Source organism: Paraburkholderia nodosa, assembly GCF_001718195.1.
Lineage (GTDB): Bacteria > Pseudomonadota > Gammaproteobacteria > Burkholderiales > Burkholderiaceae > Paraburkholderia > Paraburkholderia nodosa_A.
In genome coordinates, this window is the sequence record NZ_MCNV01000001.1 from 134,571 (window position 1) to 155,442 (window position 20,872).

14 protein-coding genes are annotated in these 20,872 nt (G+C 66.1%); 9 read left to right on the forward strand and 5 right to left on the reverse strand.

Annotated elements, in window-relative coordinates; translation table 11 throughout:
- Window positions 1-116: 116 nt before the first annotated feature.
- Window positions 117-668: a TetR/AcrR family transcriptional regulator gene (locus tag BFD71_RS00585; protein WP_069261353.1), complete on the forward strand. Its 552-nt coding sequence runs from the start codon at window positions 117-119 to the stop codon at window positions 666-668.
- 66 nt (window positions 669-734) lie between these two features.
- Here BFD71_RS00585 and BFD71_RS00590 read toward each other — a convergent pair whose 3' ends face one another.
- On the reverse strand, window positions 735-1,118 hold the full coding sequence (locus BFD71_RS00590) for a tautomerase family protein (protein ID WP_069261354.1): 384 nt from the start codon (window positions 1,116-1,118) through the stop codon (window positions 735-737).
- A 100-nt stretch (window positions 1,119-1,218) separates the two neighbouring features.
- On the opposite strand from BFD71_RS00590, the gene BFD71_RS00595 reads away from it, so the two are divergent.
- The 3 genes from BFD71_RS00595 (at window position 1,219) to BFD71_RS00605 (ending at window position 3,459) form a co-directional block, all read left to right on the forward strand.
- On the forward strand, window positions 1,219-2,070 hold the full coding sequence (locus BFD71_RS00595; RefSeq protein WP_069261355.1) for a LysR family transcriptional regulator: 852 nt from the start codon (window positions 1,219-1,221) through the stop codon (window positions 2,068-2,070).
- Window positions 2,071-2,332: 262 nt separating this feature from the next.
- Entirely contained in the window at window positions 2,333-2,761 is a 429-nt protein-coding gene (locus tag BFD71_RS00600) for an antitoxin Xre/MbcA/ParS toxin-binding domain-containing protein (RefSeq protein ID WP_069261356.1), read from the forward strand.
- Complete coding sequence (locus BFD71_RS00605) at window positions 2,758-3,459, forward strand: RES family NAD+ phosphorylase (RefSeq protein ID WP_069261357.1); 702 nt, start codon at window positions 2,758-2,760, stop codon at window positions 3,457-3,459. The genes BFD71_RS00600 and BFD71_RS00605 overlap by 4 nt, the downstream gene beginning before the upstream one ends.
- Before the next feature lie 37 nt (window positions 3,460-3,496).
- Here the strand turns inward: BFD71_RS00605 and BFD71_RS00610 are convergent, their stop codons facing one another.
- The 4 genes from BFD71_RS00610 to BFD71_RS00625 form a co-directional block, all read right to left on the reverse strand.
- On the reverse strand, window positions 3,497-4,237 hold the full coding sequence (locus BFD71_RS00610) for a metallophosphoesterase (RefSeq protein WP_069261358.1): 741 nt from the start codon (window positions 4,235-4,237) through the stop codon (window positions 3,497-3,499).
- A 182-nt stretch (window positions 4,238-4,419) separates the two neighbouring features.
- The gene (locus BFD71_RS00615) at window positions 4,420-5,823 is read right to left on the reverse strand and encodes a cytochrome c (protein WP_069261359.1); all 1,404 of its coding nucleotides are present in this window, start codon (window positions 5,821-5,823) and stop codon (window positions 4,420-4,422) included.
- 13 nt (window positions 5,824-5,836) lie between these two features.
- Window positions 5,837-7,438, reverse strand: a complete 1,602-nt coding sequence (locus BFD71_RS00620) for a GMC family oxidoreductase (protein ID WP_069261360.1) — start codon at window positions 7,436-7,438, stop codon at window positions 5,837-5,839.
- A 70-nt stretch (window positions 7,439-7,508) separates the two neighbouring features.
- Window positions 7,509-8,084 carry a sugar dehydrogenase complex small subunit gene (locus BFD71_RS00625; protein WP_069261361.1) on the reverse strand — a complete coding sequence of 192 codons (576 nt, stop codon included), beginning with the start codon at window positions 8,082-8,084 and terminating at the stop codon, window positions 7,509-7,511.
- A 354-nt stretch (window positions 8,085-8,438) separates the two neighbouring features.
- Between BFD71_RS00625 and BFD71_RS00630 the strand changes: the two genes are divergently transcribed.
- The 5 genes from BFD71_RS00630 to glgX all read left to right on the forward strand — a co-directional run bounded on the left by BFD71_RS00630 (window position 8,439) and on the right by glgX (window position 20,869).
- A complete protein-coding gene (locus BFD71_RS00630) occupies window positions 8,439-9,095 on the forward strand; it encodes a DUF1345 domain-containing protein (protein ID WP_069261362.1) in 657 nt (218 codons plus the stop codon).
- 330 nt (window positions 9,096-9,425) lie between these two features.
- Window positions 9,426-12,920: a maltotransferase domain-containing protein gene (locus tag BFD71_RS00635; protein WP_069261363.1), complete on the forward strand. Its 3,495-nt coding sequence runs from the start codon at window positions 9,426-9,428 to the stop codon at window positions 12,918-12,920.
- Window positions 12,921-13,039: 119 nt separating this feature from the next.
- Entirely contained in the window at window positions 13,040-16,372 is a 3,333-nt protein-coding gene (gene treS / locus BFD71_RS00640; RefSeq protein WP_256094466.1) for a maltose alpha-D-glucosyltransferase, read from the forward strand.
- Window positions 16,365-18,581 carry a 1,4-alpha-glucan branching protein GlgB gene (gene glgB / locus BFD71_RS00645; protein WP_069261365.1) on the forward strand — a complete coding sequence of 739 codons (2,217 nt, stop codon included), beginning with the start codon at window positions 16,365-16,367 and terminating at the stop codon, window positions 18,579-18,581. Before treS ends, glgB begins: the two co-directional genes overlap by 8 nt.
- Before the next feature lie 68 nt (window positions 18,582-18,649).
- Window positions 18,650-20,869 (forward strand): glycogen debranching protein GlgX, encoded by a 2,220-nt coding sequence (gene glgX / locus BFD71_RS00650; protein ID WP_083244978.1) that lies wholly within the window; start codon window positions 18,650-18,652, stop codon window positions 20,867-20,869.
- Window positions 20,870-20,872: the final 3 nt, after the last annotated feature.

The following is a 20,872-nucleotide window of genomic DNA, read 5'->3' on the forward strand; positions in this document are numbered from 1 at the left end:
ATACCGCCTGGCATCCGGCCGAGTCCACGACGAGACGAAGCGTAGCATCGGTCTCGGAGGATGTAAACCGTCTATCCGGTTTGTTTGTGGAACGATGCAGGGGTACAATCGCGCCCATGGATAACCAGACACGTTCCGAGATTTCCCGCAGAAAGGCGATTGACGCGGCGCTTGCGATCCTGACCCGCGACGGGGTCGGCGGACTGACATTCGATGCGCTCGCGCGCGAAAGCGGCATCAGCAAAGGCGGATTGCTACACCAGTTCCGTAACAAACTGGGCGTGCTGCGCGCGCTGCTGGATCGTCAGCGGGAACAATTCGAGCAGATCGCGCAAGATCACCTGGCGGCGGGCGGCCAGGCCCGGGCAGAACCGGTCCTTTCGGCGCAGATCGCGATTTTCAGGGAGTCGATCAACCAGCCGGACTCCGTCGCGCGCGCCGTGCTCGCGGCCCTGGTCGAAAGCCCGGCGCTGCTCGAAGACCTGAAGGCCCAGGACGCGGCCAAGATGGAACAGCTGCAGGTCGAGGCCCGCGACCTCGAACTCTCGTTGCTACGCTACTTCGCCGCGAGCGGCATCGCGTTCAGCACGCTGCTCGGGCTGTCGGCCGTGCCCGACGCGCTGCGGGAACGGCTGTTCGACCGCCTGCTCGACGAGAAGAAGTGGTGACGTGGCTGCCGCGCGGGAGCAATCGCGCGGCCGGCTGACGGCTGCGTCAGGCAGCACGCTCCGCGCTCAGGTCGCGTACTGCGCCACCCCGTTGCCGAACGACCAGTTCTCCCGCGCGACATCCACGAGATTCACGAACACGTCCTCGCGCCTCACTCCCGGATCGCGCGCGAGGTTTTCGGCAATCTGTGCAAACAGCGCCTTCTTCTGATCCTGCCCGCGCGTGTTGTTCACGGCGATCTGAATCATCACCAGATCGTCGCTGCGCTCGATCCCGAGATAGTGCCGGCCGAACACGAAGTTATCGGCATCGTGCTCGGTGATGATCATGAAGATGTCGTCTTCGGGCGCCTTGAACACCTCCATCAGCGCTTGGTGAATGCCCTGCGTGAGCGCCTTGCGATACGTGGCGGGCTTGCCTGCGCGAACCGCGATACGAGTGAACGGCATGTCGATCTCCTGCTTCGGTGGGTTTGACATGACATCAGCTTAGGTGCGATCTATCATAATAAACAGGCATAGATAGATATTTCATCCATTTTCATCTGAAATGAAACCACTGGATCTCGACGCCGTGCGCGCCTTCGTGCTCGTCGCCGAGCTGCGCAGCTTCACGCGTGCCGCCGACGCCCTCGACACCACGCAATCGGCGGTGAGCCTCAAGCTCAAGCGCCTCGAGGCGCATCTGGGCAAGCAGTTGCTCGAACGCACGCCGCGCGTCGTGCGGCTTTCGGCGGATGGCCTCACGTTCCTCGCCGCCGCGCGCGACCTGCTGGGCGCGCATGAGCGCGCGCTCGGGGCGCTTGCGGGCGACGAGCGGCGGCTCGCGCTCGGCCTGAGCGAGCATGTTGCGGACGCCAACCTCGCCCGCCAGCTCGCCCAGCTTCGCGTCCATGATCCGGGACTCGTGATCGAGCTGCATCTGGGGCTCTCGGCGCATCTGCTCGCGCAGTTCGACGAGCGGCGGCTCAATGCCGTCATCGTCCGTCAGGAGGAAGAGGAGGCGCCGCGCGGCGATGCCCGTCGGCTCTTCGCGGAGCCGCTCGTCTGGCTCGCCGCGCCGCAATGGCAGTGGCAGCCCGGCACGGCGCTGCCACTCGCGCTGCTCGCCGCGCCATGCGCGGTGCGGGCCGCAGCGATTCGCGCGCTCGACGCCGCGGGCGTGGCGTGGACCGAAGTGTTCGTGGGCGGCGGCGTCGCCGCGGTAGGCGCGGCGCTGGCCGCTGGTCTCGCGGTTTCGCCGCTGGCGCGCCGGGTCGCGCCGCGCGAACTGATCGACGTCGGCGCTCGGCTCGGTTTGCCCGCGCTGCCGGTTTCGCAGGTCCTGCTTCACTCGCGGGTGCACGAGCCGCGAACCGCGGCGACGCTGCAACTGTTCGCGTCGGGGCTCGGCACGGGCTAGATAGCGTTCAGCTCAGGATGGGCGGCAGCGCGTGCGGCATGGGAATCGCACTTTTGGACGCGGGCGCCGCGCCGGAAGCGGGATGATGCACGCGGGCTGCCGCGTGGGCCTCGCCGGGCGTGAGCCATCAATACGCCTGCCCGCACCTCGCCTCTCCCCAAAGCCGTCCCAATGTCCGGCGAGGATTATACCGAGTCAAAACTTGCAATAATCCATATATGGACTAATATCTACTAAAAGTTCAATTCAGGACTCGACCACCATGTCACCCGCCACTGCTTCCGTCACACCGTCGCGACGCCCCCGCGCCGAACCCTCGCTCACCGAAATGTCGGCGGCGGGGCTCAGGGCGTTCTTCAACATTGCGCGCGACTGGGACCTGAGCGCCGAAGAGCAGATTATTCTGCTCGGCTCGCCGGGCCGATCCACGTTCTTCAAGTGGAAGCAGTCCCCGCACACCGCCCGGCTGGGCCGCGACACACTCGAACGCCTTTCGCTGCTGCTCGGCATCTACAAGGCGTTGCAGATTCTCCTGCCCCAACCCACCTCCGCCGACACCTGGATCAAGCGCCCCAACAGCGCACCGCCCTTTGGCGGACGGCGCGCGCTCGACCGCATGCTGGCCGGCAACGTCAGCGACCTCGTGGCGGTGCGCCAGTATCTCGACGCAATGCGAGGCGGCTGGGCGTGACGCAAACGAACTGGCAAGACCGCTGGCGCAGCGCGCATCTCACCTGGTCACCCGCGTTCAGGGTGATTCCCACCCGGTTTCCAGCCGTGAACCTGTTCGACCGCGTGGCTTCCGCGGACGACTTCGAGGCGCTCTACGCGCTCGAAGCGCTCACCAACGACCGGCTGCGCACCGAAACCGGCGACCTCGACCTCGTGCCGCGCGAGGAGCGCCGCTTCGGCCCCGGCTACGGGCCGATCATGGCGGCTTTCACGCATCTGAATCCGCAGGGCAGCCGTTTTTCCGACGGCACCTACGGCGTGTTCTACTGCGCGCGCTCGCGCGCCACCGCCGTGGCGGAAACGCGCTATCACTCGGGGCTTTTTCTCGCGGCCACGAACGAGCCGCCCATCCGCCAGCAAATGCGGCTCTATACGGTGATCGCACATGGCGAGGTGATCGATCTGCGCGACGACCCCGCGCTCGACCCGGGCGTGCTCTCGCCCGACGACTACACGGCCGGCCAGGCGCTAGGCCGCGCCGCCCGCGAGGCGCGTGCGCCGGGCATTGCGTATCCCTCGGTTCGCGACGAGGACGGCCAATGTCTCGCCGCCTTCAGCACGACGCTGCTGCGCGCGTGCCATCACGCGGCGTATCTGGAATACAACTGGAATGGGCACACCATCGACATGGTGTTCGAGTTGAACCGCATCGTATGAGCCGAGCGGCCAACGGGAGACCGGCAGGCGCGAGGCCTCAGGGAAGCACGATCGCGGCCGCGCCGTGCGCGAGCGCCTCGACCTGCGAGACCGACAAGATGCGCGATGTGAGCGCCTCGACCATGGTGAGGCGTCCTTCGGTGATGAACGCTCCGGTGTCGATGAACACCTGCGAGCCGATCTGCCGCACTTCACGCACCGGCGTATGCCCGCAGAACGTGAGCGAGAGCGCATGGCGCGCCGGATCGCCCGTGCCGAGCACGAGATCGCGGCCCCAAAGCATGCGTTCGCGCACGTCGGAATCGAACTGGCCGCTGTCGAGCGCGGCGTCGTCGCCGAAAAATTCCGCGTGAATGATATTGAATCGCTTTTCGCCCTCGCCCACCACGCGCGCGAGCGGCAATTGGCGTAGCCGTTGCGCGTAGTGCACGAGTTCGGCGTCGGGCACGCTCTGCGCCCAGCCGCCGCCGATGCCATACCAGCGGTTGCGCGGCATCTTCCCTTCGGCTACGGCGCACAGTGCGTCTTCGTGATTGCCGAGCACGGCGTAGAACCACGGTTTGTCGAGCAGCGCGAGCGCCTGTTCGCACTGCTCGCGCTCGCCGCGGTCAACGAGATCGCCCACAGAAAACAGCCGGTCACGCGCGGTGTCGAACTCGACTTCGCGCAAAAGATAGCGCAACGCCTCCACGCAACCATGCAAATCGCCTACTACGAAGTCGCGACCTGCAAGATTGGCGGCATGGTGCTGCACGAGAGCGTCGGGTGTATGCGTCATCACTTCATCATAGCGCTGTGTGAGTGGGCCATATGAGCGCCAAATATCGTATCGGTTGCGATTGCGACAGGCGCGTCACAAAGCACACAACACGCAAGCGGCGTGCCTGCGTTCACAGCATACGCGTTTGCGGTTATCAGTGCCGCCGCGAGCGCGGCGCAAAGCCCCGGCGTTACGGTGAGTTACTGGGGCTGGGCACGCAGCTCCGCGACCTCGCCGGCCGTGAGCGTGGCCCGCAGATCGCCGAACTGCGTCGTCACGTAGTTGGAAATGGCTGCCACCTGTTCGTTGCTCAATGCATCGCCGAATGCCGGCATCAGCACGTCGCTGTCCTTCGTCTGGCGCCGCACACCGTGCAGGATCACCATCGCGAGGTTGTCCGGGCTCGGCGCGCCTGAAACGCTGTTATGAATGAGCGATGGATACGCGCCCGGCGCGCTTCCCCCCACGCCGCCGCCTGTCCAGTGGTGGCAACTCGCGCAGTTCGCCACGAAAAGCTGCAAGCCGTTCACGGTCGTGATCGTCGTGCCGCGCAGCGCGGTGATGTCGTTCACAGCGGGCTTGCCCCAGGCATCGCGCGGCCGCGTCACGCCGCCCGAAACCGGCGGCAGCGCGCGCAGATACGCCACGATCGAACGCAGGTCCTCATGCGTCAGATATTGCGTCGAGTGCTGGACCACGTCGGCCATCGGACCGGCTGCGCTCGCATGACCCGCGGCAATGCCCGTGGAGAGATAGGCGATCAGCGCGTCGTCGCTCCAGTTGCCAATGCCGCTCGTGCGGTCGGGCGTGATGTTGTAAGCCTGCCAGCCTGCTTGCGTCGCGCCCGAGAAACGCTCCGTCGTCTTGAGACCCTGCATGAAGTTGCGCGGCGTGTGGCATTCCTCGCAATGCGCGAGGCCTTCGACGAGATAGGCGCCGCGGTTGAATTCGGCGCTTTGCTTCGGGTCCGGCACGAAGCGGCCTTCGTTGAAGTTGAAGAGATTCCACAAGATCATCAGCCAGCGCTGGTTGAATGGAAAGCGCAGTTCGTTCGCGGGCGGCGTGTAATGCACCGGCGCGACCGTATTCAGATAGGCGCGGATCGCGAGCATGTCCTGCTCTGTCATGCGCGTGAATTCGACGTAAGGAAATGCGGGATACAGCCGCTTGCCGCCCTTGCCGATGCCTTCATGCAACGCGCGTATGAAGTCGGTATCGCTCCACTGGCCGATGCCGGTATCGGGGTCCGGCGTGATGTTCGGCGTGTAGATTTTTCCAAGCGGCGTGCTGATGGGCAGGCCGCCCGCAAACGGCCGGCCTGGATCGGCGGTATGGCACGCAACGCAGTCGCCAATGCGCGCTAGATGGGCGCCGCGCTTGATGAGCTCGGGCTTGTCGGCGTCCGCAATGGGCGTCGACGTGTCGTCGCCGCGCGCCGTGGACATCGGCAGTTCGTCGACGGGACGCGAGTTCGACTCGTGCGAGGCGTGCCACGCGATATAGAGCGCGAAGGCACAGAAAAGCGCGGCCGCGAGAGCGGCACGCGCGCGTCGCTCTCGCTCGTGATTCGTGGTGGCCGCTGTGGAGGACTTCGCTGTTTTCATCGTCTGGCTCGTATCAAAGCTCGTGGCGCAGCTTGTCGGCCAGCTTCAGCGACAGCGCGGCAATCGTCAGCGTGCAGTTCACCGAGGCGGCCGAGGGCATCACCGCGCTGCTGGCGACGAACAGATTCGCATGATCGTGCGTGCGGCAATCGGCATCGACGACCGAATCGGCGGCGTTCGCGCCCATGATCGTCGTGCCCATGATGTGATTGTTGGGCGCGAAGGTATCGTCGAATGCGATGTCCGTGCCGCCGAAAAGCTGCGCGATCTGCGCATAGAGTTCATGCGTGTTCGCCGCGCTCTTCTTGACGTAATCGTTGATCGAGTAATAGATCTCGGGCTGTGGAATGCCGAGTCCGTCCTTGTGTTCGCTCGAGGGCAGCACGCGGTTCTGCGACTCGGGCAAATGCTCGTGGAAACTGTTGATGGTGAGCGTGCGCGACGTGCGCTCGCGTATCTCCCGGTCCAGTTCCGCGCCGGTCAAGCCATTCGCGATGAGCGCGGCCGTCACGGCCATGGTGGGCACCCCGTTCGACAGATGCAGTTTCTTCGCGGCATACGCGGAGCGGAACGCACCGTCGCGGAAGTTCACGACCGAGGTCATTTCCATGGGCCCGCGCCCCGGCCACAGTGGTTCGTTGGCCATGAACGTGATGCCCGTGCCCGGATGATCCATGAGATTGCGGCCCACCTGCCCGGAGCTATTGCCAATGCCGTGCGCAAACGCGTCGCTCTTCGACATCAGCATGAGCTTGGGCGTCTCGATGCCGTTCGCGGCGAGCACGAAGAGCTTGCCGGTCACACGCGTGCTTCTGCCGCCTGGATCCTTGTACTGGACGGCGGTAACGAGCCCTTTGTTGTCGGCCTCGATGCGATAGACCACGGCCTGCGGCACGAGCTTCGCGCCCGCGCGCTCGGCCTTGTCCGCGTGAACCACGCCGTTGTACATCGCACCGATCGGGCAAATCGGCATGCAGTTGTTGTTGCCGCAGCAGGTGGGCCGCGCATCGAACGGGCGGCTATTGCGCGCGACCGGCTCGGGCACCACGTGAAAGCCATTCGCATTCAGTACTTGCGAGAAGCGCTGATCCATCCAGGAAAGCGGCAGCATGCTCATTGGATACGGCTTTGCCCGCGGCGAGCCGAGATCGTACGTCGCGTCCGGTCCGGACACGCCCAGTTCCTCTTCCGCGAGCTGATACCACGGCTCCAGCGTCTCGTAGGGATAGGGCCAGTCGCGACCCACGCCGTACTGCGTTTTCAAACGAAAGTCCGCCGGCAGCAAGCGCCACGCCGCGGCGGCCCAGTGCCACGTGGTTCCGCCCACGAGACGCAAATATTGTGAGTTGTACGGATAATCGCCCTTCTGCACGAGATACTCGTTGGGCGGCGCGTATTCGGGATGCGGCGCGTAGCTCGCAGACGGATACGGCGTGGCGAAATCGGCCTTGGCGGGCGAATTGCGGAAGTTCTCCACGATCTGCCAGCGCGCAACGCGCGGCCCCGCTTCGAGCAGCACCACGCAAGCGCCGGCCCGGGCGAGCTGGTGCGCCACCAGACTGCCCGCCACGCCGGAACCGACGACGACCACGTCGGCGCAACGTCCTGTCGCCATTGTCGACCTCATCCTTTGGCTTTCGTTGTGGGGGCCTGGCGCGGCCGTGATGTATGTGCCGGTTGCTCCGCTATTCGCCTGCGGGTTTGTGCTTCCAGTGGAACGGCACGTCGCGGCAATACGAGGGAATCGTGAGCACGTCGTTGACGGGGTCGAACATCAACGCCTTTTCGAAGGCCACCACCTGCACCTTCGGCATCTCGCCCACGAGACCGAGATACCACGCGCGCATGATGTCGCCCACCATCGATGCGAGTTCCGGCTGATCGGGCTTGAGCGCAGCGGTCACGGTATCGGAGGGCACGCCGCCATGACCTTGAATCCAGGTGTTGAGCGTGGCGACATTCGCGTCGAACTGACTGCTCGCGTGGCCGAGCGCGGCATAGACGCGCTTGCCGAGCACGGCGTCGAAGCTCGTGCGGCCAGTGAGGCGCTGCGATAGCTCGATGAAGGCGTCATAGCCGGTACCGGATGCGCTCGCCGAGGTGACCGCGAAAGCGCGGCCCACGCCGAAAGGCGCGCGCGAGCGCCCGGCAGCCGCGAAGGCGAGCAGCGCCGCTGCGCACGTTCCCGAGACGAAACGCCTGCGGCCAGGACGGCCGAGGCCCTCAAATACAGCAGGAAGATCGTGCGGCGCCTGAGACATCCCGTGTTGTGTCACCTCTGTCATGGGCACTCCAGATGACGTCGATCCCGCCAGGTTCCCCTTGGCTGGGGGCGAAACACGCTTGCCGCCGGCGCGGGCGGCGCCTGAAAACAGGCCATACGAAAAACGTTTGCTATCGTCATTCAACGCGGATCAATGCATATGCACCGTCGTTGCGCTGACTGCGAGAGCGCGCTTGCGCGTTGCGCAAGCAATATAGCCCCTTATGGCCCGATAAGACAAACCGAAAGCTTGCATGCCCGGCATAACAGTGAACAGCGCGTCACTCCGGCGGACCGCGCACGGTAGAATCGCCGCAATTGATTGCTAACCCGCGCGACCCCGGGCCACGCCATGAACTTCATACCGCTGGTACTGCGCAACCGGCCGCACTTGATGATCGCCATCGCCGTGGGCGTTGTGCTCGGCTTGCTCTCGCCCGCCTCGATCCATACTTCCGCGCGCGTCCTGCTCGGCTGGGACGCCACGGTATGGACCTACCTCGTGCTGATCTGGCTACACATGGTGTTAGCAAACGAAGAGAGCGTGCGCGCGAACGCCCGCCGCGAAGACGAAAACGCGGGGACCGTGCTGTTTCTCATCTGCATCGCAACGGTGGCGAGCATCGTCGCCATCGTCATCGAGCTGGGTACGACGAAGGATCTCGGCACGGCCTCGAAAGTGCTGCATTCGCTGCTCACGGGGCTCACGCTCATCGGGGCGTGGTTCCTCATTCCCACTATCTTCACGCTGCATTACGCGCGCCTCTACTACGGTTCCGATCCCAACGAGCCCGCTCTCGCGTTTCCCGACAAAAAGCTCACGCCGAATTACTGGGACTTTCTGTACTTCTCGTTCACCATCGCCTGCGCGTCGCAAACCGCCGATATCGGCCTGCGCGGGCGCAGCGCGCGGCGCGGCGTGCTCGCGCAATCGATTTTGTCGTTCTATTTCAACGTTTCTGTGCTAGGCCTGTGCGTGAACATCGCCGCGAGCATGGTCGGTAGCTGATCCGCTTTTCTCCGCTGCAACCGATACCGGCAATCGCCGCCGGGTTCTCCGCTCGATTCGGCCGCCTTTGCGCCCAGGCTTTGCGAACATGCGCCTTGCACGCGGCGCCGCGCGCCTGTGTCGCTCATGGGCATGTGCCTTGCTCGACTCCCCCGCAAGTCGCCACGCGGCGCAAGCGGTTTGGTTCCGGCCTGCTCTTGCACTACTCTGAACAGGTGCCTGTCCACCACGCGCAGCGCGGCACGCTCCGGCAGCCCCCGGGCGGCGCGATCGCATTTCGGCTAACCCCGACTTGCATCCCCTTCGCCTGACGTACCTGGAATACGACCGATGGAACCCCCCCACGCCTATGCGCCGCGGATCTACTTCGTCCATTCCGTCCTGGCAGGACCACTCGACGCGTGGCCGGCGCACATCGCCCGCGCGGCGTCGCTTGGCTTCGATCACGTCCTGATCGGCGCGCTGTTCGCCTCGGGCGCGTCGGGCGACGACCGCATTGTCGCCGATCACGCGCGCCTGAACGCAGCCTTCGGCAGCCAGCTCTCCGCCGACGACGCCGTGCGCGAACTCGCGCTCGCGGCGCAATCGCGCGGCGTCACGCTGCTCGCCGATCTCGTGCTCGACCGCAGCGCCGCTGACGGCGTGCTCTACGCTGCGCATCCCGAATGGTTCCATCCCTTCGAGCCCGAAGACGCGCGCCTCGACCCACGCCACGGCCATAGCGAAGCCAACGTGGCCTATGCCGATTTCGAGCGCGCGAGCGCGCCGCTCATCGCATGGTGGACGGCGCGCGCCATCGCGCTCGTCGAAGCGGGCATCGGCGGCTTTCGCGTGGACTCGCCGCACCGCACGCCGCCCCACGTGCTACGCGCGATCTTCGATGCCGTACGCGCACGCTTTCCGCAAGCGCGCTGGCTCGCCGCGACACCAGGCCTGCCGCGCGAAGCGATCACGCACCTCGAAGGTGCGGGCTTCGACGCCGCCTTCTCCTCGCTGCGCTGGTGGGACTTCTCGTCGAGCTGGATGGTCGAGGAGCATGCCGCATTGCGCCGCGTAGGCTCACCGATAACGTTTCCAGAAGCGCCCTATGGTGCGCGCTACGCGCACGATCAGGAAGGCGCCGCCGATGCGCGCGCGGTCGAGCGCGCCTATCGCCGCATGCTGCGCGCGGCAGCGGCACTCGGCACCGGCTGGCTCATGCCGATGGGTTTCGAATATGGCGTGGACGAAGCGACCTCGCACAGCGGCAACAGCACGCAGACGTGGGAAGCAGCGAAAGCCCGCGCGCCCTTCGATCTGAGCGCCGATGTCGCGCACGCCAACGCGCTGCAACGCGAAACGTGGGCGCTGCAGACCAACGGTGAACTGCGCGCACTCAGTGGCCCTGGCGCCAGCGTCGCGGCGCTCTTGCGCGGCGACCGCGCGGACCTGCGCGACGCGCAAGACGCCATCCTCACGCTCATCAATCCCGCGCTCGCCGCGCCTGTGCGCGTGGATCTCGCGCGCCTGCTCGACGGTGTGCCCGGCGGCTTCACGCGCTTCGCGCCGCTCGACGCCGAAACGCTGCGCGGCGCACGCCTGCCCGCGCCGCGCGACGCGAGCGCTATTCCCGATGCGTTCACGCTGCCCGCGGGTGCATGCTGGATGTTCCGCGCGCTCGCGAGTCCGCTCGTAGTGCTCGCGCCGCCCGAAGATCGCGGCAAGACCGACACGAGTGGACACAAGAGCGTGCTCGAAGCGATCGCCGCGCCGCGTATTGCCATCGAGAGCGCGCAGCCCTCGGTCGATCACGGCCGCTTCGCCGCGAAGCGCACCGTCGGCGAGCGCTGCGAAGTGCGCGCGGCCATCTTCGCCGAGGGCCACGACCGCATCGACGCCGCCGTGCTCTGGCGCGCCGCCGACGAAACCGCCTGGCACGAGTCGCCGATGACGCCCGTGCCGCCCGCGGGCACCGACCTGTGGGCGGGCCACATTCCGCTCGATCGCATCGGACGCTACGAATACGTCGTGATTGCCTGGCGCGACGACTTCGCCTCGCTTGCGGAACATCTGCACAAGAAGCGCGCGGCGAGCCAGCCCGTCGATCTTGAACTGGAAGAAGCGAGCCGCCTGTTCGCGCTCGTGCTCGCCACTGCGGAAACATCGGGCTCGGGCGACGACGACCAGAAGCGCAACAACGAAACGCTCGACGCCATCGTCAAGCGCTTCATTGCTGCGGACACCGAAACACGCTGCGCGATCATCGCCGCGCCTGCGACCGCTGCGGCCGTGCGCGCCGCGCGCCACCGCCCGTTTCTCTCGCGCGACACAATCGTCAATCGCGTGGATGCGGAGCGCGGCGCCGCACACTTCGCGAGCTGGTACGAGATCTTCCCGCGCTCGATGAGCGACGACGAATCGCGCCACGGCACCTTCGACGACGTGATCGCGAAGATGCCGCGCATCCGCGAAATGGGCTTCGACGTGCTGTACTTCCCGCCGATCCACCCCATCGGCCTCGCCAACCGCAAGGGGCGCAACAACACGCTCAATGCGCAGCCCGGCGACGTGGGCAGCCCCTACGCGATCGGCGCGGCCGAAGGCGGCCATACCGCGGTGCATCCGCAACTGGGCACGCTCGAGGACTTCTGCCGCATGCTCGCCGCGGCGCGCGAACAAGGCCTCGAAATCGCGCTCGACTTCGCGATTCAATGCTCGCCCGACCACCCGTGGCTGAAGGCGCATCCCACCTGGTTCGCATGGCGGCCCGACGGCACGCTGCGCTACGCCGAAAATCCGCCGAAGAAGTACCAGGACATCGTGAACCCCGAGTTCTACGCGCACGACGCGAAGCCTGGTTTGTGGCTCGCGCTGCGCGACGCGATCCTGTTCTGGGTGGACACGGGCGTGCGCATTTTCCGCGTGGACAATCCGCACACGAAGCCGTTGCCGTTCTGGGAATGGATGATCGCCGATGTGCGCGCGCGCCACCCCGACGTGATCTTCCTCTCCGAAGCCTTCACGCGGCCGCGCCTCATGTACCGGCTCGCCAAGCTCGGCTTCTCGCAGTCATACACGTATTTCACGTGGCGCGAATCGAAACGCGATTTCACCGAGTACCTCACGGAACTCACACAAACCGAGGTGCGCGACTTCTATCGGCCTAACTTCTTCGTCAACACGCCCGACATCAATCCGCGCCATCTGCAGACTGGCGCGCGTTCGAGCTTCCTGATCCGCGCCGCGCTGGCTGCGACGCTTTCCGGGCTGTGGGGCGTTTACTGCGGCTTCGAGCTGTGCGAAGGGCGCGCCATGCCCAATTCGGAGGAATATCTGGACTCCGAAAAATATCAACTGCGCGCATGGGACTGGCATCGCCCCGGCAACATCGTCGCGGAGATCGCCACGCTCAACCGCATCCGGCGCGCCAACCCGGCGCTGCACACGCATCTCGGCATCACGTTCCTCGACGCGCGCAACGACTCGCTGCTCTGCTTCGAGAAGGCCACGCCCGCGCGCGACAACGTGCTCGTCGTGGCCATCAACCTCGATGCCTTCAACGAGCAGGGCGCCGACTTCGAACTTTCGTGGGCGACGTTCCAGCGCTGGCACCTCGACGACCACGCCCCCCTCAATGTGATCGACGAAACGACGGGCGAGCGCTTCGAGTGGCGTGGGCGCTGGCAGCACGTGCGGCTCGACCCGCATGCGCGCCCGTTCGCGATCTGGCGCATCGAGCCCGCGACGGGCCTGCCGCGCGAAGAACCGCTGCCTGAACACGCCGATGAGCACATCGAGGGCCATCCCGAACTGGACGCGGACTTCCCGCCCGGAGGAGCGACATGAAACGCGACCCCGCTACCCACGAGCCTGTCGCAACGAACGTGCAGACCGTCACGCGAGACTCGACCGCACACGATCCACACCATGAGGAACGCGGCACGCAACGGCGCGGCAAGGCGTCGATGCTGTCCGACGACCCGCTCTGGTACAAGGACGCGATCATCTATCAGGTGCACGTGAAATCGTTCTTCGACGCGAACAATGATGGCGTGGGCGACTTCCCTGGCCTGCTCGCGAAACTCGATTACATTGCCAGCCTCGGCGTCACGGCGATCTGGCTGCTGCCGTTCTACCCCTCGCCGCGCCGCGACGACGGCTACGACATCGCCGACTATCGCAACGTGCACCCCGACTACGGCCAGCTCGCCGACGTGCGCCGCTTCATTCAGGAAGCGCATGCGCGCGGCATGCGCGTGATCACCGAACTGGTCATCAACCATACCTCTGACCAGCACCCGTGGTTCCAGCGCGCGCGGCGCGCCAAGCCCGGCTCGAATCATCGCAACTACTACGTGTGGTCCGACACCGACCAGAAGTACCTGGGCACGCGCATCATCTTCATCGACACGGAGCCGTCCAACTGGACGCACGACCCCGTGGCCGGCGCGTACTACTGGCACCGCTTCTATTCGCACCAGCCCGACCTGAACTTCGACAATCCGGCCGTGCTGCGCGAAGTGCTGCAGGTCATGCGCTTCTGGCTCGACATGGGTATCGACGGGCTGCGTCTGGACGCCGTGCCCTATCTCGTGGAGCGCGAAGGCACGAACAACGAGAACCTGCCCGAAACGCACGGCATTCTCAAACGGATCCGCGCGGCCATCGACGAGCACTACCCGAACCGCATGCTGCTGGCCGAAGCGAACCAGTGGCCGGAAGATGTGCAGGAGTACTTCGGTAACGAAGACGAATGCCACATGGCGTTCCACTTCCCGCTCATGCCGCGCCTCTACATGGCGATTGCGAGCGAGGACCGCTTCCCGATTCTCGACATCATGAAGCAGACGCCGGACTTGCTGCCGAGCTGCCAGTGGGCGATCTTCCTGCGCAATCACGACGAACTCACGCTCGAAATGGTGACGGACTCCGAGCGCGATTACCTCTGGAACACCTACGCGAGCGACCGGCGCGCGCGCCTGAACCTCGGCATTCGCCGGCGTCTCGCGCCGCTCATGGAGCGCGACCGCCGCCGCATCGAACTCATCAACTCGCTGCTGCTCTCCATGCCCGGCACGCCCGTGATCTATTACGGCGACGAACTCGGCATGGGCGACAACATCCACCTGGGCGACCGCGACGGCGTGCGCACGCCGATGCAGTGGTCGTCGGACCGCAATGGCGGCTTCTCGCGCGCCGACCCCGAACAGCTCGTGTTGCCGCCGCTCATGGGCTCGCTCTATGGGTACGACGCCATCAACGTCGAAGCGCAAAGCCGCGATCCGCATTCGCTGCTCAACTGGACGCGTCGCATGCTCGCCACGCGCCGCGCAAAGCAGGCGTTCGGGCGCGGCACGATCCGCTTCCTGCGGCCCGCGAACCGCAAGATTCTCGCGTACCTGCGCGAGATGCCCGGCGAAGCGCCGATCCTCTGTGTGGCGAACCTCTCACGCGCGCCACAGGCGGTGGAACTCGATCTTTCCGAATTCGCGGGCATGTCCCCCGTCGAAATGACGGCCGACTCCGTGTTTCCGGCCATCGGGCAACTGCCTTATCTGCTGACTTTCCCGCCCTACGGCTTCCTGTGGTTCCTCCTGAGCGCCGGCGATCAGCGGCCTTCGTGGAGCCAGCCGACTTCGGAGCAATTGCCCGAGTTCGTGACCGTGGTGATCCGCGAAGGGCAAACCGGTGCGACGCCCGAAAACGTGCGGCTGCTCGAATCGGAAGTGCTGCCTTCGTGGCTCTCGCGTCGCCGCTGGTTCGCCTCCAAGGACAAGCCGCTGCGCTCCGTGCGCCTCGCGGCGCTCACGACGATTTACGGCGCGGGCTTCGCGTTCACAGAAATCGAGGCCGAGCTGGCGGACGGCACGAGCGAGCGCTACGTCCTGCCGATCGCGATTACCTGGGGCACCGAAATCACCACGCCGCTGCATATTCAGCTCGCGCTCTCGCGCGTGCGGCGCGGCCGCACGGTGGGCTATCTCACGGATGCGTTCTCGCTGCCGTGGTTCGCCTATGGCGTGCTGCGCAAGCTGCGCGAGCGCGCCACGGTACCCACCGTGCAGCAGAGCACGATCCGCTTCGAGCCGACCGAGCGACTCGACGAACTCGACCTTGGCGAGACGCCGGAGGTGCGCTGGCTCGCCGCTGAGCAGAGCAACAGCTCGCTCGTGATCGCGGAAACCCTCGTGCTCAAGATCGTGCGCCGGCTGATGGCGGGCGTGCACCCCGAAGCGGAAATGAGCCGCTACCTCACGAAGCTCGGCTACGCGAACACGGCGCCGCTCTATGGCGAAGTGGTGCGTGTCGATCCCGCGGGCGTACCGCATACGCTCATCATCGTGCAGGGTTTCATCGACAATCAGGGCAATGCGTGGGACTGGGCGCTCGACTATCTGCGCCGCACGATCGACGAACTCGCGCTCGCCGTGGACGACGACACGAGCGTCGACCAGGCGCACGAGGAGGAAGCCGTGCACGGCTACTGCGCGGTGATCGGTGCCATCGGCAAGCGCCTGGGCGAGTTGCACGCGATGCTCTCCCAACCCAGCGACGACGAAGCCTTCGCGCCCGTTGCCGCCACCCCCGACGACGTGCGCAACTGGATTGCCGACACCAAGACCATGCTCAACGAAGCACTCGACATCGTCGCGCAGCATACGGGCGAAGACGAGCAAACGCTCGACGAAGACGCGCGCGACCTCGCGCGCAGCCTTATCGATCGCCGCAAGGCGCTCGTCGCGAAGATCGACGAACTCGTGCCCGACGACACCAAGGCCGCGCGCATCCGCATCCACGGCGATTTCCACCTGGGCCAGGTCCTGCTTTCCCAGGGCGACGCGTATTTGATCGACTTCGAAGGCGAGCCCGCGCGAGCGCTCGACTACCGGCGCGCCAAGACCTCGCCGCTGCGCGACGTGGCGGGCCTGTTGCGCTCGCTCTCGTATGCGGGCGCCGCCGCGCAATCGACGCTCGAAAACGCGCCGCAGCAAGTCGTCGATCGCAAGCGCGCCCTGTTCGAGCGCTTCCGCGGCTATGCGGCCGAAGCATTCCTGAGCCAGTACCGCGCGGCCGTGGCAGAAGGACCGCTCACGCTCGTCAGCGCTTCGCACGAGCAGGCGCTGCTCGACCTGTTCCTGATCGAGAAAGCGGCTTACGAGATCCGCTACGAGGCGGCCAACCGCCCCACCTGGCTCGCGTTGCCGGTACGCGGTCTCGCGGCGCTGGCGGCACGCGTGCTCGGACTCACCCCTACGCAGTCCACGCAATCGCATTCCGGCGGAGGTGGCCATGGTTGAGCGCGCGGCCCAAGCCGGGCTGAATCTCCACGACGCCGACGCACTCGCCGGCGCGTACCACTCCGATCCTTTCTCCGTGCTCGGGCTGCACTGGGTGGACGGCGCCCCTTACGTGCGCGCATGGCTGCCGAACGCCTCAGGCGCAAGCGTGGTGGCGCGCGACCGCGCCCACACGCTCGGCGAACTCTCGCTCGTGCATCCGGCAGGCCTCTATGCGGGACCACTCGCGGAAGCGGTGCCCTACCGGCTCGTGGTCGACTGGCATGGCGTGAGCCAGGAAATCGAAGATACCTATTCATTCGGCCCGCAGCTATCGCACGAAGCGCTGGTGCGTCTCGCAGACGGGGACCCCTACGCGGTGCTCGAATGCCTTGGCGCGCGGCCCTTGACCTGCGACGGCATCCCCGGCGTGCGCTTCGCGGTCTGGGCGCCGAATGCGAAGCGCGTCTCCGTGGTGGGCGACTTCAACGCGTGGGACGGGCGGCGTCACCCCATGCGGCTGCGCCACGAAGCCGGCGTATGGGAGCTGTTCATTCCGCGTGTGGCGGCCGGTGCGCGTTACAAGTACGAGATACTCGGCGCGCGCGGCGCGGTCCTGCCGCTCAAGGCCGATCCCTGTGCGCTGCAGACGGAGTGCCCGCCGGGCACGGCTTCGATCGTGGCGCCCGTCGAGGCGATCGACCACTACGCGTGGCGCGATCACGAGTGGCTGCAAATGCGCGCCGAACGGCAGAACGCACGCGCGGCCATGTCGGTCTACGAGGTCCATGCGCCTTCATGGCTGCCCACGCAAGGCGCCGATGCCCCCGCGCCCGACTGGGGCGCGCTCGCCGAGCGCCTGATCCCCTACGCGCAGGGCATGGGCTTCACGCACATCGAATTGCTGCCCGTGGCGGAACACCCGTTTGGCGGCTCGTGGGGCTATCAGCCGCTCTCGCAGTTCGCGCCCACTGCGCGCCTTGGCGCGCCGGTGGACTTCGCGGCGTTCGTCGACCGCGCGCACGAAGCGGGGCTGGGCGTGATTCTCGACTGGGTGCCCGCGCATTTCCCGAACGACGCGCACGGTCTAATCGATTTCGACGGCACGGCGCTCTACGAGCATGCCGACCCGCGCGAGGGCTATCACCCCGACTGGAACACGATGATCTACAACCTGGGACGCCGCGAGGTGAGCGCGTTCCTCGTCGCTTCGGGCCTTGCGTGGCTCATGCGCTATCACGTAGATGCGCTGCGCGTGGACGCGGTCGCCTCGATGCTCTACCGCGACTATTCGCGTGCGCAAGGCGAATGGGTACCCAACATCTACGGCGGTCGCGAAAATCTCGAATCGATTGCGTTTCTCAAGCGCCTCAATCACGAAACGCAATATGTTCCGCAACGCCCCGGCGTCATCACCATTGCTGAGGAATCCACAGCATGGCCGGGCGTCACGGCGCGCCCCGAGGATGGCGGCCTCGGCTTCCAGTTCAAGTGGAACATGGGCTGGATGCACGACACGCTGCACTATATGCACGAAGACCCTGTCTATCGCCGCTATCACCATCACCTGATGACGTTCGCGATGGTCTACGCGTGGTCCGAACGCTTCGTGCTGCCGCTGTCGCACGACGAAGTGGTGCACGGCAAGGGGTCGCTGCTCGGCAAGATGCCGGGCGACCGCTGGCAGAAGTTCGCGAACCTGCGCGCGTATTTCGGCTTCATGTGGGCGCACCCCGGCAAGAAGCTGTTGTTCATGGGCGGCGAGTTCGGGCAGATGGCCGAATTCGATCACGACGGCACGCCGCACTGGAACCTGCTCGACGATCCGCTGCACCGCGGCGTGCAAACGCTCGTGCGCGACCTGAACCACCTCTACGCGAGCGAGCCCGCGCTCTACACGCTCGACTCGGAACCCGGCGGCTTCGAATGGCTGGTGTCCGACGACAGCGAAAACAGCGTGCTCGCGTGGCGCCGCGTGGACGGATCGGGCCGCGAGATCGTGGTGATCTGCAACTTCACGCCGGTGCCGCGCCACGGCTACCGCATCGGCATGCCGCAGCCGGGACAGTGGGAAGAGGCGCTCAACACCGACGCCGAAGTGTACGGCGGCTCGAACATAGGCAACGGGGGCCTCGTCAGCACGGAGAGCGTGGTGAGCCACGGCAAGCCGCAGTCGGCCGCACTCGTCCTGCCGCCGCTCGGCACGCTAATCCTGCGCCTGCGCCGCTAAGGCGGCGCAGCGGCGGGATTTGATCAGGAACCCGATGCAAAACGAAGAACAACAGATGGAGCATCGTCATGGCAAACGGTCCGCCTGAGCGCCTGCTGCCCGGCTCCCCCTGGCCGCTCGGGGCGACGTGGGACGGACTCGGCACAAATTTCGCCGTGTTCTCGGCCCACGCGTGGCGCATCGAGCTGTGCCTCTTCGACCCCACCGGCCGCAAGGAGCGCATTCGCTACACCTTGCCCGAATGCACCGATGAGGTGTGGCACGGCTATCTGCCGGGCGCGCATCCCGGCACCGTCTATGGCCTGCGCGCGCATGGTCCCTATCAGCCGCATCTGGGGCACCGCTTCAATCCGCACAAGCTGCTGCTGGACCCTTACGCGAAGCAGCTCATCGGGCAGTTCCGCTGGTCGGACACGCTCTATGGCTACCGCGCGCATTCGAACCGCGTGGACCTCTCGATCGACCGGCGCGATTCCGCGCCGGCCATGCCCAAGTGCGTGGTCGTGAACGACAACTTCGACTGGTCGCGCGACCGGCGGCCCAACACACCGTGGGGCGACACCATCATCTACGAGGCGCATCTGCGCGGTCTGTCGATGCAGCGTTACGATTTGCGCACGCACATGCGGGGCACCTTTGCCGGGCTGGCCGCGCCGCGTTTCATCGACCATCTGCACAACCTCGGCGTGACGGCCATCGAGATCCTGCCGGTACACGCGTTTCTCTCCGAGCGCTTTCTGATCGACCGCGGATTGCGCAACTACTGGGGATACAACTCGGCCGCGTTCTTCGCGCCCGAGCCCAGCTACCTCGTGGGCTATGACACCGACGAAATGCGCATTGCCGTGCGCCAGCTTCATGCGGCGGGTATCGAAGTCATTCTCGACGTGGTCTACAACCACACCTGCGAAGGCGGCGAAATGGGCCCCACCGTCTCGTGGCGCGGCCTCGACAACGCCAGCTATTACCGCTGCGTGCCTGGCGACGAGCGCCACTTCATCAACGACACGGGCTGCGGCAACACGCTCGACTTTTCGCATCCGCGCGTGCTGCAGATGGTCGCCGATTCGTTGCGCCACTGGGTCACGTCATATGGCATCGACGGCTTTCGCTTCGACCTGGGCGTCACGCTCGGGCGCGAGCCCGCGGGCTTCGACCCGAACGGCGGCTTTTTCGACGTGCTGCGCCAGGACCCCGTGCTTTCGCAATGCAAGCTGATTTCCGAGCCGTGGGACGTGGGCCCGGGCGGCTATCAGCTTGGCAACCACCCGCCCGGCTTTTCCGAATGGAACGATCGCTTTCGCGACAGCGTGCGGCGCTACTGGCGCGGCGCGCCGGGCCAGCGCGCCGACCTCGCGGCGCGGCTGACCGGCAGCGCGGATCTGTTCGACAAACGCAAGCGCCGGCCCTGGGCGTCGATCAATTTCGTCACCTCGCACGACGGCTTCACGCTCGCCGATCTCGTTTCGTACGAGCGCAAGCACAACGAAGCGAACGGCGAAGAGAACCGCGACGGCCACAATGAAAACTGGAGCGCGAACTGGGGTGTGGAAGGCCCGACCGACGACCCCGCAATCCTCGCCACGCGCGCACGCGTGGGCCGCTCGATGATGGCCACACTCCTCATCGCGCTCGGCACACCCATGCTGCTCGCGGGCGACGAGGCTTGCCGCACCCAACGCGGCAACAACAACGCGTACTGCCAGGACAACGACATTTCGTGGTTCGACTGGGCGCTCGCCGAAACGCCCCAGGGCAAGGCCATGACGCGTTTCGCCGCGCGCGTGATCGCGCTGCGCCGCGAACATCCGCTGCTGCACGAAACGCGCTTTCTGTTCGGCGAGCGCGAGCTGATGCCCGGCGTGCACGACATCGACTGGTTCGACGAACGCGGCGAGCCGCTCTCGCCCGAGGCCTGGCACGACCCGGAAGCGAGCGCGTTCACCATGCGACGCGCCGGAGCGGGACTCCACGGCCAAATGGAAGTATTGTTAATGATGCTGAACGCCTCGCAGGGCGCGGTGACGTTCATCGCGCCCGCTCCGCGCATGGCATGGGAGGTGCTGCTCGATACCGCGCGGCCCGACGCAGTGCCCTACGCGCTGCCCGACACGACGTACGAACTGGCCGCGCGCGCGCTCGCCGTGCTCTGCGCCCGTCCGGCGCGTGCCGACACGCACCGGCCAGCGGGCACGCGCGGCGACGCGGCCACGCCGGACCCGCGCCGCACGCCGGGCGCCTCCGGGTCGGGCGCCCCCGCGGGCCCGGACCAAGCCGCCGCTGGATAGGAA

What these genes read in the sequence shown, in the direction of transcription:
- BFD71_RS00585 (WP_069261353.1), top strand. Translation starts at nt 117, where the DNA reads ATGGATAACCAGACACGTTCCGAGATTTCCCGCAGAAAGGCGATTGAC.
- BFD71_RS00590 (WP_069261354.1), bottom strand. Translation starts at nt 1,118, where the DNA reads ATGCCGTTCACTCGTATCGCGGTTCGCGCAGGCAAGCCCGCCACGTAT.
- BFD71_RS00595 (WP_069261355.1), top strand. Translation starts at nt 1,219, where the DNA reads ATGAAACCACTGGATCTCGACGCCGTGCGCGCCTTCGTGCTCGTCGCC.
- BFD71_RS00600 (WP_069261356.1), top strand. Translation starts at nt 2,333, where the DNA reads ATGTCACCCGCCACTGCTTCCGTCACACCGTCGCGACGCCCCCGCGCC.
- BFD71_RS00610 (WP_069261358.1), bottom strand. Translation starts at nt 4,237, where the DNA reads ATGACGCATACACCCGACGCTCTCGTGCAGCACCATGCCGCCAATCTT.
- BFD71_RS00615 (WP_069261359.1), bottom strand. Translation starts at nt 5,823, where the DNA reads ATGAAAACAGCGAAGTCCTCCACAGCGGCCACCACGAATCACGAGCGA.
- BFD71_RS00620 (WP_069261360.1), bottom strand. Translation starts at nt 7,438, where the DNA reads ATGGCGACAGGACGTTGCGCCGACGTGGTCGTCGTCGGTTCCGGCGTG.
- BFD71_RS00625 (WP_069261361.1), bottom strand. Translation starts at nt 8,084, where the DNA reads ATGTCTCAGGCGCCGCACGATCTTCCTGCTGTATTTGAGGGCCTCGGC.
- BFD71_RS00630 (WP_069261362.1), top strand. Translation starts at nt 8,439, where the DNA reads ATGAACTTCATACCGCTGGTACTGCGCAACCGGCCGCACTTGATGATC.
- BFD71_RS00635 (WP_069261363.1), top strand. Translation starts at nt 9,426, where the DNA reads ATGGAACCCCCCCACGCCTATGCGCCGCGGATCTACTTCGTCCATTCC.
- treS (WP_256094466.1), top strand. Translation starts at nt 13,040, where the DNA reads ATGCTGTCCGACGACCCGCTCTGGTACAAGGACGCGATCATCTATCAG.
- glgB (WP_069261365.1), top strand. Translation starts at nt 16,365, where the DNA reads ATGGTTGAGCGCGCGGCCCAAGCCGGGCTGAATCTCCACGACGCCGAC.
- glgX (WP_083244978.1), top strand. Translation starts at nt 18,650, where the DNA reads ATGGCAAACGGTCCGCCTGAGCGCCTGCTGCCCGGCTCCCCCTGGCCG.